At 45.5% G+C, this 16,804-nt stretch carries 12 protein-coding genes, 5 tRNA genes and 1 pseudogene; 1 reads left to right on the top strand and 17 read right to left on the bottom strand.

All coding sequences use genetic code 11. The annotated features are described in order from the left end of the window. The 15 genes from rpoC to Q0620_RS02700 form a co-directional block, all read right to left on the bottom strand. Complete coding sequence (gene rpoC / locus Q0620_RS02630; protein ID WP_298783098.1) at window positions 1-4,515, bottom strand: DNA-directed RNA polymerase subunit beta'; 4,515 nt, start codon at window positions 4,513-4,515, stop codon at window positions 1-3. Then, window positions 4,512-8,648 carry a DNA-directed RNA polymerase subunit beta gene (gene rpoB / locus Q0620_RS02635; protein ID WP_298783099.1) on the bottom strand — a complete coding sequence of 1,379 codons (4,137 nt, stop codon included), beginning with the start codon at window positions 8,646-8,648 and terminating at the stop codon, window positions 4,512-4,514. The genes rpoC and rpoB overlap by 4 nt, the downstream gene beginning before the upstream one ends. Before the next feature lie 90 nt (window positions 8,649-8,738). Then, entirely contained in the window at window positions 8,739-9,119 is a 381-nt protein-coding gene (gene rplL / locus Q0620_RS02640) for a 50S ribosomal protein L7/L12 (protein WP_177386842.1), read from the bottom strand. Between the two features lie 20 nt (window positions 9,120-9,139). Beyond that, window positions 9,140-9,619, bottom strand: coding sequence for a 50S ribosomal protein L10 (gene rplJ / locus Q0620_RS02645; protein WP_298783100.1), 480 nt, complete (start codon window positions 9,617-9,619; stop codon window positions 9,140-9,142). A 113-nt stretch (window positions 9,620-9,732) separates the two neighbouring features. After that, on the bottom strand, window positions 9,733-10,434 hold the full coding sequence (rplA, locus tag Q0620_RS02650; RefSeq protein ID WP_177386844.1) for a 50S ribosomal protein L1: 702 nt from the start codon (window positions 10,432-10,434) through the stop codon (window positions 9,733-9,735). 56 nt (window positions 10,435-10,490) lie between these two features. After that, window positions 10,491-10,916 (bottom strand): 50S ribosomal protein L11, encoded by a 426-nt coding sequence (gene rplK / locus Q0620_RS02655; RefSeq protein WP_005872629.1) that lies wholly within the window; start codon window positions 10,914-10,916, stop codon window positions 10,491-10,493. A gap of 20 nt (window positions 10,917-10,936) precedes the next feature. Beyond that, complete coding sequence (nusG, locus tag Q0620_RS02660; RefSeq protein WP_297921286.1) at window positions 10,937-11,467, bottom strand: transcription termination/antitermination protein NusG; 531 nt, start codon at window positions 11,465-11,467, stop codon at window positions 10,937-10,939. A gap of 14 nt (window positions 11,468-11,481) precedes the next feature. Then, window positions 11,482-11,655 (bottom strand): preprotein translocase subunit SecE, encoded by a 174-nt coding sequence (gene secE / locus Q0620_RS02665; protein ID WP_005872632.1) that lies wholly within the window; start codon window positions 11,653-11,655, stop codon window positions 11,482-11,484. Window positions 11,656-11,667: 12 nt separating this feature from the next. Further along, window positions 11,668-11,743: transfer RNA gene (locus tag Q0620_RS02670), tRNA-Trp, on the bottom strand. 8 nt (window positions 11,744-11,751) lie between these two features. Beyond that, the gene (rpmG, locus tag Q0620_RS02675) at window positions 11,752-11,925 is read right to left on the bottom strand and encodes a 50S ribosomal protein L33 (protein ID WP_005872634.1); all 174 of its coding nucleotides are present in this window, start codon (window positions 11,923-11,925) and stop codon (window positions 11,752-11,754) included. Window positions 11,926-11,981: 56 nt separating this feature from the next. Continuing rightward, window positions 11,982-13,181: an elongation factor Tu gene (tuf, locus tag Q0620_RS02680; RefSeq protein WP_040304280.1), complete on the bottom strand. Its 1,200-nt coding sequence runs from the start codon at window positions 13,179-13,181 to the stop codon at window positions 11,982-11,984. A gap of 56 nt (window positions 13,182-13,237) precedes the next feature. Continuing rightward, window positions 13,238-13,312 (bottom strand) — tRNA-Thr (locus Q0620_RS02685). Between the two features lie 113 nt (window positions 13,313-13,425). Beyond that, window positions 13,426-13,502: transfer RNA gene (locus tag Q0620_RS02690), tRNA-Gly, on the bottom strand. 12 nt (window positions 13,503-13,514) lie between these two features. Next, a tRNA-Tyr gene (locus Q0620_RS02695) sits at window positions 13,515-13,599 on the bottom strand. 36 nt (window positions 13,600-13,635) lie between these two features. After that, a tRNA-Thr gene (locus Q0620_RS02700) sits at window positions 13,636-13,711 on the bottom strand. Between the two features lie 126 nt (window positions 13,712-13,837). Here Q0620_RS02700 and Q0620_RS02705 point away from each other — a divergent pair. Next, window positions 13,838-14,050, top strand: coding sequence for a hypothetical protein (locus Q0620_RS02705; RefSeq protein ID WP_297882846.1), 213 nt, complete (start codon window positions 13,838-13,840; stop codon window positions 14,048-14,050). A 620-nt stretch (window positions 14,051-14,670) separates the two neighbouring features. On the opposite strand, the gene Q0620_RS02710 is transcribed toward Q0620_RS02705, so the two are convergent. Further along, window positions 14,671-15,975, bottom strand: a complete 1,305-nt coding sequence (locus tag Q0620_RS02710; RefSeq protein ID WP_298783101.1) for a (Fe-S)-binding protein — start codon at window positions 15,973-15,975, stop codon at window positions 14,671-14,673. 11 nt (window positions 15,976-15,986) lie between these two features. Continuing rightward, window positions 15,987-16,553, bottom strand: a pseudogene (locus tag Q0620_RS02715) (coproporphyrinogen III oxidase); the annotation flags it as partial. Window positions 16,554-16,804: the final 251 nt, after the last annotated feature.

The raw sequence follows: 16,804 nt of genomic DNA on the forward strand, positions 1-16,804 counted from the left end.
TTATTTTTTAAGTTTAACTTCCTTGTCTTTATACAAACCGGTTCCGACCGGAATTATGCGACCTAAAATTACGTTTTCTTTCAAATCCTCCAATCGGTCAAATTTACCCGCGATGCTAGCCTCCGTTAAAACCTTCGTAGTCTCTTGGAAAGACGCTGCCGAAATGACGCTATCGCTTCCAACAGCTGCACGAGTTACGCCCAGTAGCACAGACTCAGCAATCGCAGGCTCACCACCAATTTTCATAATGCGCTCGTTTTCTTCTCTAAATCTGCGGCGGCTAATGAGATCGCCGACGATTAGCTGAGTATCGCCGCTATCGACGATTCGGACCTGACGGAGCATCTGAGATACGATGATCTCGATATGTTTGTCGCTGATGACGACGCCTTGAGAGCGATAAACCTGTTGAATTTCGCTTATTAGATAATAATGCAGCGCCTTTTCGCCTAAAATTCTAAGCACATCGTGCGAGCTGATAACTCCGTCGGTAAGTTTCTCGCCTGCGTGGACGAACTCGCCGTTTCGCACCTGGATCTGGCGGCTCTTATCGATTAGATACTCGGCGCTCGTTCCATCCTCGCCCTCTATTATAATGCGCTCTTTCGCGCGCAAAGCTTTATCAAAGCGGACGGTTCCGTCTATGTCCGCGATAATCGCGGTATTTTTCGGACGGCGCGCCTCAAATAGCTCCGATACGCGCGGCAAACCGCCGGTGATATCTTTTGATTTCGCAGCAGCCTTCGGTGTCCTAGCCAAAATATCTGCAATCGCTACCTGATCGCCCTTATTCGTAAAAATCGCAGTCTTCGGTCCTAGATTATATTTGATAGGCTCTCCCTTGCTAGGAGTTACGATAATGGCCGGTTTAACGCCCTGAGGTAGATACTCGTTGATAACCAAACGGCTTTGACCGGTAGTCTCGTCATATTGCTCTGTAGCGGTATATCCAGGCTCGATATCCTCAAAGCTGATCTTACCTTCACACTCTGCAGCTACCGGGATGGAATACGGATCCCACTCCGCAATGATCAATCGATCGTCTTTTTTAGGCTTGGCTATAAGATCATCGCTTTTTACGACGCTATTATCATCATAGGTAATGACAGATTCACGCGGTATATAGTGACGGATCGCCTCTCTACCGTTTTCATCGGAGATGACTACGTACATGCCCTTTTCGCTTACGACGTGGCCTTTTTTGATATCTCTTAGTCTCTCTAAATAATCGCCCTTTAGGATGAAATACTTAAGCGTACCATTTGCTCCCGCTTTGATCTTTTGAGTTACCGGCTCGCCGTCTTTGACGCGAAGTTCGCTTGCAAACGGAATTCGAGTAGGGATATTCCAGTCTTCTTTTATAACCTCTACTAAACTATCATTTTCTCCAACGGTTTCGCCGTCTTTGAAAACGATGTAGAATTTTCCCTCAACTTTACCGCTTACGCCAGCAAGCTCAGTAGGCTTAGCTAGATCATGACGTCGGATAGTATATTTAAATTCTTCTTTCTTACCTTTTAGCGTAATATTCACATCATCGTGAGTTATATCGATGCTTACCTTGCCGGTAATTGGGGCTTTGATCTTTGGCTCGACCAAAAGCACCGCGGCGTTTCTGCGGTTCATCACGATATTTTTGCCGCCGTTTTCATAGGTCTTTACGTTGTAATATCTGATAAAGCCTTCCTTATCGGCGATTACTTGGCGATCTTGCTGCTCGGTAGATGCGGTACCGCCGGCATGGAAGGTTCGTAGCGTAAGCTGCGTGCCCGGCTCACCGATTGATTGCGCAGAGATGATACCGACCGCTTCACCCGGTTTTACCAGCTTGCCCTCGCCTAAATTTACACCGTAGCACTTCGCGCAAACCCCTTTTTCAGCCTTGCACGTAATAGGCGTACGGATGCTTACGGATTTGATGCCGGCATCGACTATGGTGCGTACCTCGTTAACGCCCAGAAGCGTGCCTTCGGTGAATAAAATTTCATTCGACACCGGATCAATCACATCCGAGCTTAGCACCCTACCCATAATCCTATCGGCTAAGCTTTCTATTTGCGTTCCGTTTTCTACGATCTCAGTAACCTCGATACCCTCGTGCGTACCGCAATCGTGCATCGTAACCCTGACATTTTGCGCGACATCGATCAGCTTTCGCGTCAGATAGCCCGCGTTTGCGGTCTTAAGCGCAGTATCGGCAAGACCTTTACGCGCGCCGTGAGTCGAGATGAAGTACTCATTTACGTTTAGACCCTCTCTAAAATTTGAAGTGATCGGCGTCTCGATGATCGAGCCGTCCGGCTTACTCATCAGACCTCTCATGCCCGCTAGCTGTTTGATCTGCTCCGCGCTACCTCGCGCGCCGCTATCGGCCATCATATAAATAGAATTAAAGCCGTCCTTATCCTTCTCCATCATCTTCATCATCTCATCAGCTAGCTTCTTGCTGGTGCTGGTCCAGATGTCGATCGTTTTGTTATAGCGCTCGCCGTCGGTTAGCAAGCCCGCGCCGTATTGGTTCTGAACTTCTCTGACCTGCTTTTTAGCCTCTTCGACGAGGCTTGCTTTGGACTTCGGCACGATGATATCCGAAACGGAGATCGAAACGCCCGCTTTAGTCGCGGATTCAAAGCCTAAATTTTTAAGATTATCCAAAAATTCCGCGCTTATCTCAAGACCGCCGTTTTTATAGACGTAATCGACAAGCTCGGCGATATCCTTTTTCTTCATAATCTTATTCCAAAGATGATCCGGAATAAAGCTAGGCAGGATCGATTTGATGATCAAGCGGCCCGCGGTCGTAAAGATAATGCGGCGATCGATCATCGTTTTGATTTTAGCGTGGATATCTAGCGCGTTTGCCTCCACGGCGAGCATTACCTCATCGACGTTTGCAAAAATTTTATTCGTTCCTTTTGCACCCGGCTTTTCGAGGCTTAGATAATAAATTCCTAAAACCATATCCTGGCTAGGCACTGCGACGGGCTTTCCGCTCGCAGGAAGCAAGATGTTCATCGAGCTAAGCATTAAAATTTTGCACTCTGCAATCGCCTCTTGGCTAAGCGGCACGTGCACCGCCATCTGATCACCGTCGAAGTCCGCGTTAAACGCGGCGCAGACTAACGGATGCAGCCTGATCGCCTTGCCCTCGACGAGCACGGGATGAAACGCCTGAATAGACATCTTATGAAGCGTCGGCGCGCGGTTTAGCATAACCGGGTGATCTTTAACGACCTCCTCCAAGCACTCCCAAACTTCATTGATCCTATTTTCAATCATCTTTTTAGCCTGCTTAACGGTCGTAGCATAGCCCTTCTCTTGAAGGCGAGCGATTAGATGCGGCTTGAATAACTCAAGCGCCATCGTCTTAGGCAGACCGCACTGATCCATGCGTAAATTTGGACCTACGACGATGACGGAGCGACCCGAAAAATCCACACGCTTTCCGAGTAAATTTTGACGGAAGCGACCTTGTTTACCTTTAATGATCTCGCTTAGAGATTTAAGCGGTCGCTTATTGGCGCCCTTTACGGCGTTAGCGCGACGTCCGTTGTCAAAAAGCGCATCCACCGCCTCTTGAAGCATTCGTTTCTCATTACGGATGATGATCTCGGGTGCATCGAGCTCCATCAGCCTTTTGAGCCTAGAATTTCGATTTATGACGCGGCGATACAGATCGTTTACGTCAGAAACCGCAAATTTTCCGCCCTCAAGGCTAACGAGCGGGCGTAGATCGGCAGGCAGTACGGGAAGATTTGTAATCATCATCCACTCGGGCTTATTGCCGGAATTTAAAAAGCTCTCGACGACCTTTAGACGCTTGACGATGGTTTTTTTCTTCGCTTCGGAGTTTGTATTTTCCATCTCCTGCTTAAGGGCGGATAAAATTTCGACCAAATCAAGCTCAGCTAACATATCGCGGATCACCTGACCGCCCATTTTAGCGACGAAGCCCGTCTGCGAAAAGCGCTCTTTTAGGCTCTGGTACTGCTCTTCGTTTAAAACGTCATATTTTTCGACCTTTTTAGAATTTTCGTTGTCGTAAAATGCCTCGCCTGCACTTTCCACGATATACGCCTCATAGTAAAGCACGCGCTCAAGATCTTTCATCTTGATGTTTAGCAGCGTACCGATGCGGCTAGGCAAGGAATTTACGTACCAAATATGCGCCACCGGCGTTACCAGCTCGATATGTCCCATTCTAGTACGGCGAACCTTCGAGCTCGTGATCTCGACGCCGCATTTTTCGCACTTCCAGCCTTTGTAGCGCATCTTTTTATACTTGCCGCAGATGCACTCATAGTCTCTTACGGGGCCGAAAATTTTAGCGCAAAAAAGTCCGTCGCGCTCCGGCTTGAGCGTGCGGTAGTTGATAGTCTCCGGCTTTTTTACCTCGCCGTGGCTCCAGGCTTTGATCTGCTCGGGACTAGCAAGCCTGATTGCAAACGCATCGAAATCGTGGACTCTGGCGTCCTCTTTTATTTCTATTCTTTCTAAATTTGAATTATCGCTCATTTATTCTCTCCATTCTCGTAAATTTCAACGTCTAGAGCAAGCGATTTAAGCTCGTTTGTTAAAACAAAAAATGTCTCAGGAATTCCGGTAGACGGAACGTTTTCGCCTTTTGTCAGCGCCTTATACGCAGCCAAGCGTCCGTCGACGTCGTCGGATTTGATCGTTAGCATCTCGCGAAGCGTATATGCCGCGCCGTATGCCTCCAGAGCCCAAACTTCCATCTCGCCGAATCTTTGACCGCCGAATAGCGCCTTGCCGCCGACCGGCTGCTGCGTAACTAGGCTGTAAGGACCGGTGCTTCTTGCGTGAACCTTCTCGTCGACTAGGTGGTGTAGTTTGAGATAATACATGCAGCCCACGTTTACGCGCTCTTTGATCTTTTCGCCTGTGCGGCCGTCGTAAAGCTCGGTCTTGCCGTCCTGATCGATACCCGCCATTTCAAATAGCTTTTTGAAATCCTCCGGCACGATGCCTTCAAATATCGGAGCGGAAAATCTAACGCCCTTAGCCCAGTCTCTAGCGTATTTTAAAAGATCTTCGTCGCTGATTTTCTCAAGCGTTTTTTTAGCCTGCATTAGTTTGGAAACGCCTGCGATCTCAATCATTTTGGCGCGAAGGGTTTTTATCCATTCGCCCGTTTTCTCCTCTAAAATTTTAGCGATCTGCTCGCCTAAGCGCCAACCCACAAGACCTAAGTGGCTCTCCATTATCTGACCGATATTCATACGGCTTGGAACACCGAGAGGATTTAGCACGATATCCACGCGCTGTCCACTAGGCAGATACGGCATATCGACCTCAGGGACGATATTTGAAACGATGCCCTTATTTCCGTGGCGGCCCGCCATCTTATCGCCCACTTTTAGCTTGCGCTTAGTCGCTATATAGACCTTTACGAGCTTAACGACGCCGCTTGGCAAGATATCGTCTTTTTCTAAAATTTCGATCTTTTCGTCATGCTCCTCTTTGAGCTTGCGCTTCTCGTTTTGGAAGTGGTTTTTTAGCTCCTCGTATTCCTTCTGAACAGCTTTAGAATAAGCCTTGACGAAGGAATTTAACGTAAAGCGGTTGGAGCTTTCAAGCTCCTCTTTTTTAACCTTATCGCCCTTTTTATAATCTTTTTTATTTAGGCTTTGATCGCTTTGTAAAGCGCTTTTAGAAAGTAGCGCCACTACCTTTAGCATCTCCTCGCGATCGAGCATCAAAAGCCTGTCGTGATGCTCCCTTTCGAGCTCGGTTTTTTCATCCTCATAGGCTTTGTTTGTGCGCGGATCCTTCTCATAGCCCTTTTTGGTAAAAATTTTAACGTCGATCACCACGCCTTCCATCGAAGCGGTAGCGTAGAGAGATTTATTTACCACATGTCCCGCCTTCTCGCCGAAGATCGCGCGTAAAAGCCTCTCTTCAGGCGTCGGTTTAACCTCGCCCTTCGGAGTTACCTTGCCTACTAGGATCATGCCAGGTTTGACGTGAGTACCGATCTTTACGATACCGCTATCATCGAGGTGGGTAAGCTCCTCCTCTTTGATATTAGGGATATCGCGCGTGATCTCCTCCACGCCGTCTTTAAGCTCTCTAGCCTCGATCTCTTTTTCATAAACATGCACGCTGGTGTATTCATCAGCACGAATCATCTTTTCGCTCATGACTACGGCGTCCTCGTAATTATAACCGTGCCACGGCATGAAAGCTATAAGAGCGTTTTTGCCGATCGCAAGCTCGCCGCCGTCCATGCTAGGACCGTCGGCTATGATTTGACCTGCCTTTATCACGTCGCCTTTTCGCACAATAGGGCGCTGTGAAAAGGTAGTGTTTTGGTTAGTGCGTAAATTTTTCTCCATCGAGTAGTGATCGATAAACGGACCTTTTTCGTCTTCGCCCAAAATGAATATATTTTTATTATCGACCTTTTCTACGACGCCGTCGCGATTAGCTTTAATCGCTTCCCACGAATCGCGCGCGATGATCGCTTCCATACCCGTTCCAACGATAGGAGCGGTAGAGTGTAGAAGCGGCACGGCTTGACGCTGCATGTTCGAGCCCATAAGCGCGCGGTTAGCATCGTCGTGTTCCAAAAACGGAATCAGCGACGCCGCTACGCCCGCGACCATACCGGAGCAAAGATCAATTAGCGAAATATCCTCACGTTTAGCCATGATATTTTCGCCATCTTTTCTGACCTCTAAAAGCTCCTCTACGATATTACCCTCCTCGTCCAATTTAGCGGACGCCGGAGCGATTACGAGCCCCTCTTCCTGCGTAGCGGTAAGATAGACGATCTCGTCGGTGACCTTGCCGTCTACGACCTTTTTATACGGAGCCTCGACGAAGCCTAGATCATTTACCTTCGCATAGGTCGCTAGGGTGTTGATCAGGCCGATGTTTTGACCCTCAGGCGTCTCGATAGGACAAATTCTACCGTAGTGCGTAGGATGGACGTCACGCACCTCAAAGCCTGCGCGCTCTTTAACTAGTCCGCCTTCGCCCAGCGCAGATAGACGACGCTTATGCGTAACCTCGCTAAGCGGGTTGGTCTGATCCATAAACTGGCTTAGCTGGCCGCCGGTGAAAAATTCCATAAGCGTAGTGGTGATGATTTTAGGGTTTACGAAATCATACGGCATAAGCTCGTCGAGGTTGCCGCTGATGCCGGTAAATTTATCCTTGATCGCCTTTTGAACCTTGATAAATCCAAGATGCATCTCGTTTGCCAAAAGCTCTCCGATCGAGCGGATGCGGCGGTTTCCAAGATTATCGCGATCGTCGATGAAACCGTCGCCGTTTTTGACCCTGATTAGATATTTCGCGGTTTTGATGATATCCTCGCTGGTTAGCACGGTTACGTACTCCGGCGCCTCGATACCCAGCTTGTGGTTCATCTTCATACGACCGACTTTGGTCAGATCGTAGCGCTCCGGATTAAAAAACAGATCGTTTACGAAGCTCTTTGCCGCCTCTTTTACCACCGGCTCGCCGGGGCGCATTACTTTGTAAATTCTAATCGCAGCCAGATCGTTCTCATCGTCTATGCCTTCGCTTTGTTGCAAGAGTTTAAGCGCGTCGGCATCTTGGATGAAGGAATTTATGATCGAAGTATCTACGCCGCTAGCTAGGTCGTTGGCGATCGTAAATTTTTTCTCGGTGTTGGCGATCTTGGCTAGCTTGCCCTCATCAAGCGCGGTTAGCGAATCAAAAAGCACTTCGCCGCTGTTTTTATCGACGATGGCGTCGGCTAGGTAGCGCTCGGCTAAAATTTCAGCCGGATACTCGATGAGCTTTAGTCCGTCCTCCGCTAGTTTCTCCGCTTTTTTGGATGTTAGGCGCTTGCTTGCTTGATGAAACACCTCGCCCTTTTCGTTTATAATGTCGTAATCGAGCCTACCGGAATACTCTTTAGGATCGAAATCGGTTAGGAATTTTCCTTTTTTGATATAGATCGTCTTAATAGGATAAAATAATTTTATAATGTCTTGTTTTTTGTAGCCGAGCGCGCGAAATAGGATCGTGATCGGAACCTTGCGCCTTTTATTTATGCGTACGTATAGTACGTCTTTTACGTCGTATTCGAAGTATAGCCAGCTGCCGCGATCAGGTATTATTTGAGCGGTGTAGATGAGTTTATTTAGAACCGTCGGGCTCTCTTCTTCTTTGAAGATTACGCCCGGGCTTCTGTGCAGCTGATTTACGACTACGCGCTCTACGCCGTTTATGATAAATGAAATTCTATCGGTCATTAGAGGAATGTCGCGAATGAATATATCTTGCTCTTTGATCTCTTTTACGCCGATTTTTTTGCCCGTCTTTTCATCGCGCTCATGCACGAGCAGACGAAGCTTCATCTTTAAATTTACCGAATAAGTAAGTCCTCTTTCCATGCATTCTCTGATCGAATACTTTGGCTTTGAAATTTCGCTGCTTACATACTCGATGCTTAGTCTATTCTGTGCGTCATGGATAGGAAAAATAGCTTTGAAAACCTTTTCTATGCCGCTTTCTCCACCCGAGTTATCAAGATTTAAAAAATGATCAAAACTTTTCTTTTGTAGTTGTAATAAATTCGGAATTTCGATGTCTTTGGGAACCTTTGAAAAATCCACCCTAAGACGATTTCCTGAATATAGGCTGTTTAACATTCCACTACCTCGTAGTTGTATTTTAAAGAAAGAAGTGCCGATACGACGCACCGGCACACATTTGTATGCGAAATTTTAAAATTCCGCGATTTATTTGAGTTCGACTTTAGCGCCTGCTTCTTCAAGCTCTTTTTTAGCCTTCTCGGCGTCTTCTTTGTTAAGTCCCTCTTTAAGAACGGACGGAGTAGCCTCGGTAGCGTCTTTGGCTTCTTTTAGACCAAGGCCCGTTAAGGCGCGAACAACCTTAATTACATTGATTTTCTTATCGCCCGCATCAAGCAATACGACGTCGAATTCCGTTTTCTCTTCAGCCGCTGCCGCACCTGCGCCGCCAGCACCTGCGCCGCCTGCTACCATAACTGGAGCTGCGCTTACGCCGAATTTTTCTTCGAATTCTTTAACTAACTCGCTAAGCTCTAGCACCGAAAGATTAGAGATATACTCTAAAACATCTTCTTTTGAAATTGCCATTTTATTCTCCTAAATTTTAATTAAGCGCTAGCTTCTTTTTTCTGCTTAAGCGCATTTAAGCCGATCGTAAAATTTTGAATCGGCGCATTCCATACTTGAAGTAACATCGCGATAAGCTCGTCTCTCGAAGGTATCTTCGAAAGCGCTCTAACCTTATCTACGCCCGCTACTTCCCCATCGATATGAGCAGTCTTGAGCTTAAAAATTTCATTTTTCTCTTCAAATTTAGCCGCTACTTTACATACAGAAAGCTGCTCGCCCCATAAGAAGATATTGGTATCTTTAAAGCTAAGTCCGTTTTTTTCGGCATTTTTTAAAGCGATATTGGCTAGGGTGTTTTTGATAACCCGAACCTTTACGCCCGCTTCGCGCGCGCTATTTCTAAGATCTTCAAGCTGCTTAACGCTAAGGCCTTTAAAATCGGAAATTACTATAGCTTCGCTAGCTTTGAAAGCCTCGCCAAGCTCCGCTACTATCTTTGATTTTTCGTCTCTCGTCATTAGGTCTCCTTTCCGATCGGTGATTTCAAGCCAAGCGATCGAAATTTTGAAATTTCGATCAATTAAGTTAAAAACCTTGAGCTATCTCCAATCTAAGATAAAAATTTAAAATTTTATTTTAAATCGATTATTTCTTGATTATCCAGTGTAACTGCAGGGCTCATAGTAAGTGAAAGCGATGCATGAGTTACGTATCTACCCTTCGCAGTCGCTGGCTTATGCTTATTTATGGTTTTAATAAACGTCGTAAGATTGTCTAAAATCTGCTCTTTGCTAAAGCTAGCCTTGCCAAGGCCCGCGTGGATATTTCCCTGCTTATCGACGCGGAAATTTACCTGTCCACCCTTAGCATTTTTAACGGCCTGAGCGACATCCATAGTAACGGTACCGGTTTTAGGGTTCGGCATAACGCCTTTTGGACCAAGAATACGACCTACCTTACCGACTAGTCCCATTAAATTTGGAGTAGCGATAAGAACATCGAAATTTATATTTCCTTTTTGAATCTCTTCAATCAGATCATCGGCACCCACGATATCGGCACCCGCTTCGCTAGCCTCGCTAGCCTTTGCGTCTTTTGCGATCACGGCTACGCGAACGCTTTTTCCCGTACCCGCAGGTAAAACGACCGAGCCGCGCACCATCTGATCGGCATGTCTTGGATCTACGTTTAGTTTAAGAGCGATCTCCACCGTCTCGTCAAATTTAGCAGAAGCTAAAGTTTTTACCGTGCTTACCGCTTCGTCTACACTATAAATTTTATTTACGTCAACTTTTTTTAAAAGTTCGTTGAATCTTTTTGAATTTTTTGGCATATATTTCTCCGCAATTAAAGTGCTACCGCTTTTTTAAACCTTAGCGGTCAAAAGGTCTAGTCAGTGACCGTAATACCCATAGAACGAGCCGAACCCGCTATAATCCTAGCAGCCTGCTCTCTATCTTTGGTATTCAGATCGGCGATCTTTTTCTCGACGATCTCTAAAACCTGAGCTTTCGTTAAGGACGCTACCTTCTTTTTAAGAGGGTTATCCGAACCTTTATCTATCTTCGCCGCTTTTTTGATCAAATCCGTCGCAGGCGGTTGCTTAGTGATGAAAGTAAAGCTTTTATCGGCGTAAACCGTGATGATAACAGGAATGTTGAAGCCTGCCATATCTTTGGTTCGCTCGTTAAACGCTTTGCAAAATTCCATAATATTAACGCCCTTTTGACCTAGTGCAGGACCTACCGGCGGGCTTGGATTTGCTTTTGCGGCCGCTATTTGCAGCTTGATTTCGCCAACAACTTTCTTAGCCATAAATTTACTCCTTATAAAATTTAAATAATCTTTTCAACTTGCGAGTATGAAATTTCAATCGGCGTACTTCGTCCGAAGATCGAAACATTAAGGCGAAGCTTGCCGTGGATCATATCATACTCTTCTACGATGCCGTTGAAATTAGCAAAAGGTCCGTCGACGATCCTAACCGTCTCTCCGTCTTCAAAATTTATCTTCGGCTTAGGAGCCTCGCGATTATTGATCTTTTCTAGAATTATTTCGATATCTTTTTCCGGTAGCGGAGAGGGTTTTTTCGCCTCGCCGATAAAGCGACTGACCTTAGGCAGCATCTGAATTCTATGCCATAAAGTGGTATCCAAATCTAAATTTGCAAAACAATACCCTGGATATAAGCTACGCTCTTTAATGGTTTGCTTTGTATTTTTGACCTCTATAACATCTTCGGTAGGCACTAGCACTTCGCCGATCTTAGCCTCAAGTGCTTCGTCTTGCTTTAGCGCTTCTATTGCACGCTTTACCGCCATCTCGCTGCCGGCGTAAGTTTGTATCGCATACCATTTATTTGCCATATTGCGATCCTTACTTAAGCAGTTATCAAAGCGGACATAATAAGATCCACTAGCGCTAAAAACAGTGCAATAACTACGACTACGACTACTACAGAGATATATGCTGTTTTAGTTTGATCTTTAGTCGGGAAAATTACCTTATCTAACTCTACTTTTGCTTGTTTATAATACTCTTTTACTTTTTCCATACCCAATCCTCGTGGCAGGGCAAGAGGGATTCGAACCCCCAACCATCGGATTTGGAATCCGGCGCTCTACCGTTGGAGCTATTGCCCTATAAACAATTAGCCTTTTAACTTTACTTCTTTATGAAGCGTGTGCTTTTTTAATCTAGGGCAATATTTTTTAAGTTCTAGTTTTTCGGTCGTAGTTTTGCTATTTTTATAAGTAGTATAGTTAATATCGCCACTTTCGGAGCATTTTAATCCGACCTTTACTCTACTTGAATTCTTTGCCATTTGGTTTCCTTGAATAAAAAAGCAAGCGGAATTTTAAAATTCCGCTTGCAAAAAAATTAAGCGATGATTTTCGAAACGACGCCTGAACCTACGGTATGACCGCCTTCGCGAATCGCGAAGCGAGTACCTTGCTCAAGAGCGATCGGAGCAATTAGCTCAACGGTGATTTTAACGTTATCGCCAGGCATTACCATCTCCGTTCCCTCAGGAAGGGTAATCGAACCGGTAACATCTGTCGTACGAACGTAAAACTGCGGTCTATAATTATTAAAGAATGGAGTATGGCGTCCGCCCTCTTCTTTAGTTAGGATATAAACCTCGCCCTCAAATTTAGTATGAGGAGTGATAGATTTTGGTTTGCATAAAACCATACCGCGCTCTACTTCCTCTTTCTTAGTACCGCGCAATAAAACACCTACGTTATCGCCGGCTTCACCTTGATCCATCTCTTTTCTAAACATCTCAACGCCGGTAACGGTAGTAGTTTGAGTAGGTTTAATACCTACGATCTCGATAGTATCGCCAACTTTAACTATACCTTTTTCGATTCTACCGGTTACAACGGTACCACGACCGGAAATCGAGAAAATATCTTCGATCGGAAGAAGGAAATCTTTATCGGTATCGCGAACAGGAGTTGGAATATAGCTATCAACGGCATCCATAAGCTCCATAATCTTTGCAGACCACTCACCATCTTGTCCGGCTTTAGCCTCTTCAAGAGCCTTAAGCGCAGAACCTTTAATGATCGGAGTCTCGTCGCCAGGGAATTTATACTCTTTTAAAAGATCTCTAACTTCCTCTTCGACTAGCTCTAAAAGATCCGGATCATCGACCATATCGGTTTTGTTTAGGAAAACTACGATATAAGGAACGCCTACCTGGCGAGAAAGCAAGATGTGCTCGCGAGTTTGAGGCATAGGACCATCTGCAGCAGAGACAACTAAAATAGCGCCGTCCATCTGAGCCGCGCCGGTAATCATATTTTTTACGTAGTCGGCGTGACCAGGGCAGTCAACGTGAGCATAGTGACGTTTCTCGGTCTCATATTCGATGTGAGACGTAGCGATAGTAATACCGCGCTCTTTTTCCTCTGGAGCGTTATCGATATTGTCGTAGTCTTTTAGCTCGGCTAGACCCTTCCTGGAAAGAACAGCAGAAATAGCAGCTGTCAAAGTAGTCTTACCATGGTCAACGTGACCGATGGTACCAATGTTTACGTGTGGCTTGTTACGATTAAATTTTTCTTTAGCCATCATATCCTCCGTTATTGATTTGTGGATTACACAACAAACTAAGCGACTCTATTTTATGGAGCTCATAGCGGGACTTGAACCCGCGACCTCTTCCTTACCAAGGAAGTGCTCTACCTCTGAGCCATATGAGCCTAAACTCAGGCAAAGAGAAATCGCTACCAATACCCAACAATGCGACCAAAATTTAGATTATGTAAGCATATAAAAGCAGTTAAGTTTTACAGCTCCCAGTAAACCTAAATGGTGGAGCGGGAAACGGGGCTCGAACCCGCGACCCTCAGCTTGGAAGGCTGATGCTCTAGCCAACTGAGCTAATCCCGCATCAAAAATTCATGGTGGTGAGACGTGGATTCGAACCACGGAAGGCAAAGCCAGCAGATTTACAGTCTGCCCTCGTTGGCCACTTGAGTATCTCACCCTTTGATGAAATCTGGTCAAACACTGTTACAAAAAATGGAGCTGGTGGACGGGATCGAACCGCCGACCCACTGCTTACAAGGCAGTAGCTCTACCAGCTGAGCTACACCAGCATTTTGAAATTGAAGTGGCAATTATAACCGAAAAATCCCCAATTGTCAAGGCTAAAACAGCCTATTTTAAAATTTCATAAAATTTCTGCTATAATGCGCGCAATTTTAAATTTTAAGGAATTTTATATGAAAATCGTACCTTGGATTATCATAGTTTTTATGATTTATTTGATTTATTATTTTATCTCCCGCTCCGAAAAGCGTCTAAATACCCTTGAAAAGCGCTTAAATAAGATAGAAGAAAACTTAAGCGAGATAAAAAAGGCTACCGAAGCCAACAGGCTTTTGATCGAAGAAGCAAAGCTGGACTCTGAAGATGACGCAAAAGAGCAAGAATAAAATTAAATTTAAATCCATGATCTCGCTAGCTTAGCCTTTTTGCCAAATATCTCGTGCTAAAAATTACGAATATATTTTTATACGCACTTTGACATTTTTGAAAGAAATTTTGCCCCAACGTCAAAACCACAAAGTGCAAGAAGCCCATGCGTAACTAATTTGAAATTTTACGAAATTTAAAATTCGCGCTTTAATCCTGCAACGATAAGCAAATCCACGCGAATTAATAAATCAAAATTCCAGCCATTAGCCGCAAATTCCATAGAATTTCAAATAATACCGCGTAAAATTAGAATTCCTGCCAAAATCCATCCCTCAATTCAACTTCTTAAAATTTTGCGCAAATCCCTCAGCTAAAATTCTAAACTACAAAATTTTAGTATTTAAAATCACATTACTCAACCCCGCCGTAGAGCAAAACCTGTGGGCTTGCCCCCCGTGCACCGCTTCAGGCTGCTTTGTCCAAAAGCTCAAAGACGCAAACCGCAACCTTTACAAGCTAATGATAAAATTTAATCATAATTTTTAAAAACCAAAATTTCAAAAGCACGGAATTTTGTCCCAGGATGTGAATTGAGTAAAAAGCTAACGAAATGCAGGAATTTCACAAATGTTAAATTTTATCCATTGGAATTTTCCTCGCTCACAAGCGCTTCAGCGATGAGCTCCAGCGGATTTACGCACCTCATCTGCGAGCCATTTAAAGAAAGCGAGTTATTTAGCTGCATCCTGCACGCACTGCACTCAGCAGAGACTACGCGCACGGGTAGATCCGCCATTGCGCGCACCTTAGCTAATCCTGCTTCACGCGCGAGCTCGTAACGCTCGGTCTGCATCGTCACACCGCCAAATCCGCAGCATTTATTAAGTTCATCCATCTCGGTTATTTCGTAGTTTTGAGCGAGCAAGCCGCGCGGCTCTTTCCAAATACCCTGCATTTTGCGGGCATGGCACGGATCGTGATAGGTAATCGCTAAAGCCCTTTTGCCGCGGCGCATCAAAAGATCACTTAAGTTTGTAAATTTATAAAAGTATTCGCTCGCCATAAAAATTTTACTCGCAAGCTTTTGCGCACGGGCTTTCCATTGCGGCTCGTTTTCAAAAAAATGCGCGTAATCCACCCGCAGCATTGCAGAGCACGTAGCCTCAGGCACTATAATCGCATCAAGAGCAGGCAGAGCTTTTTCGAAATATGCTATATTAAATTTTGCCACGCGTTCAACCGCTGCAAAATCTCCCGTAAAATACGCAGGGGCGCCGCAACAGGCTTGTTCCTTCATCAAATTTACGTTTAGCTTTAGCGCTCGCGCGATATGTAGAACCGCCTCGCCTACGCCCGTGTAAGCGTAGTTTGCCATGCAGCCTATAAAAATTCCGATAGTTTTTTCGCCGCCGTTGTCGATAAGCTCTGCATGAGAGTTCATAAAGCTTTTTTTCGCAGGAGCAGGCAGCAGGCGCTCTTTTTTAAGTAGTGGCAAGTCAAATCTAGGCGACATAGAGCTTTGCGTATCTTTTCGCATCTTAAAGCCACAGCTAAGAAACACGTATCCAAGCGCTGCTGCTAGATCCAGTGCTTTGCGGTGCCCGAGCAGCCAAAACGCAGCTTTTTTGTACCACGCGATGCCAAATTTTTCCGCAATGCGCGCGCGAACATTCTCGATTGCCGTATCTATGGGCAAAGACTCGCCGCAAATATCTACGCAGTTGGTGCATAAAAAGCAGCTTTCAAAAATTTTCTTAGCGTTTTTATCAAGCTTTAGTTCATTCCTGCCGTAAGCGCCCAAAAGATCCACAAAACCGCGCGGGCTCGTTACTTCATCGCCGTTAATGCCATGAATCGTGCAGACTTGGATACATTTACCACATTTTACGCAACGCTCGCTAAGTGCCGCAAAATCGAACGCTCCAAGCTTTGCCCTACTCATAGCCACACTGCTTAGACGGTTTTAGAAAAGCGCTTTTCGCCCAAATTTTTAACCATATACTCATCAAAGCACATCGCGATATTGCGGATCAAAAGCGTACCGGTGGGCGTTACGGAAATTCTATGCGGCGAGACTTGTACGAAATCCTTTAGCGCCTCAAGCTGTTTTAGGCTAGCACCAAAATGCTCGAAAAATTTTATCTTAAATTTCTCCTCGATCGCCTCTATATCGACGCAGAAATTACTCATCAGCCCCATAATCACCTCTTTGCGCAGCAGATCCTCTTCATTTAGCAAAATACCCCTGCAATACGGCAGCCTGCCTTCATCGATCGCAGCCTCGTAAGCGTCCATATCTTTGAAATTTTGCGCGTAGTGGCGCGCGCCCTCGCCGATGCTGGTTAGCCCGATGCCGATCAGATCGGCGCCGCCCTTGGTCGTATAGCCTTGGAAATTACGGTGCAGCGAGCCGTTTTTAAGCGCGGCATGAAGCTCGTCCGCGGGCTTTGAGTAGTGATCCATGCCGATCATCTCATATCCGTTCGCGCTCAAAAAATCGTGCGTAAATTTTAAAATTTTATAAATTTGGCGCCGCCTCGCCTCGCTGCTGCGTTATGTCCATGCCGAATGCACCCGGCGAGAGCGGTAAAATTTAGCTGCCTAATCTTGCAAAAATTTCTTATCGATCAGATCGTAGTTTTTATACAGCCTACGCAGCTCGTCTCGCAACTCCATCAGCGCAAAGCCGAGCAGATTTTGCTCACGCCCTTTCCTTAAATTTTATTTTGAAGCATAGCTTGAAATTTGCCCAAATTTAACCTGCGAGTTGA

Source organism: uncultured Campylobacter sp., from assembly GCF_938017615.1.
Taxonomy (GTDB): Bacteria; Campylobacterota; Campylobacteria; order Campylobacterales; family Campylobacteraceae; genus Campylobacter_B.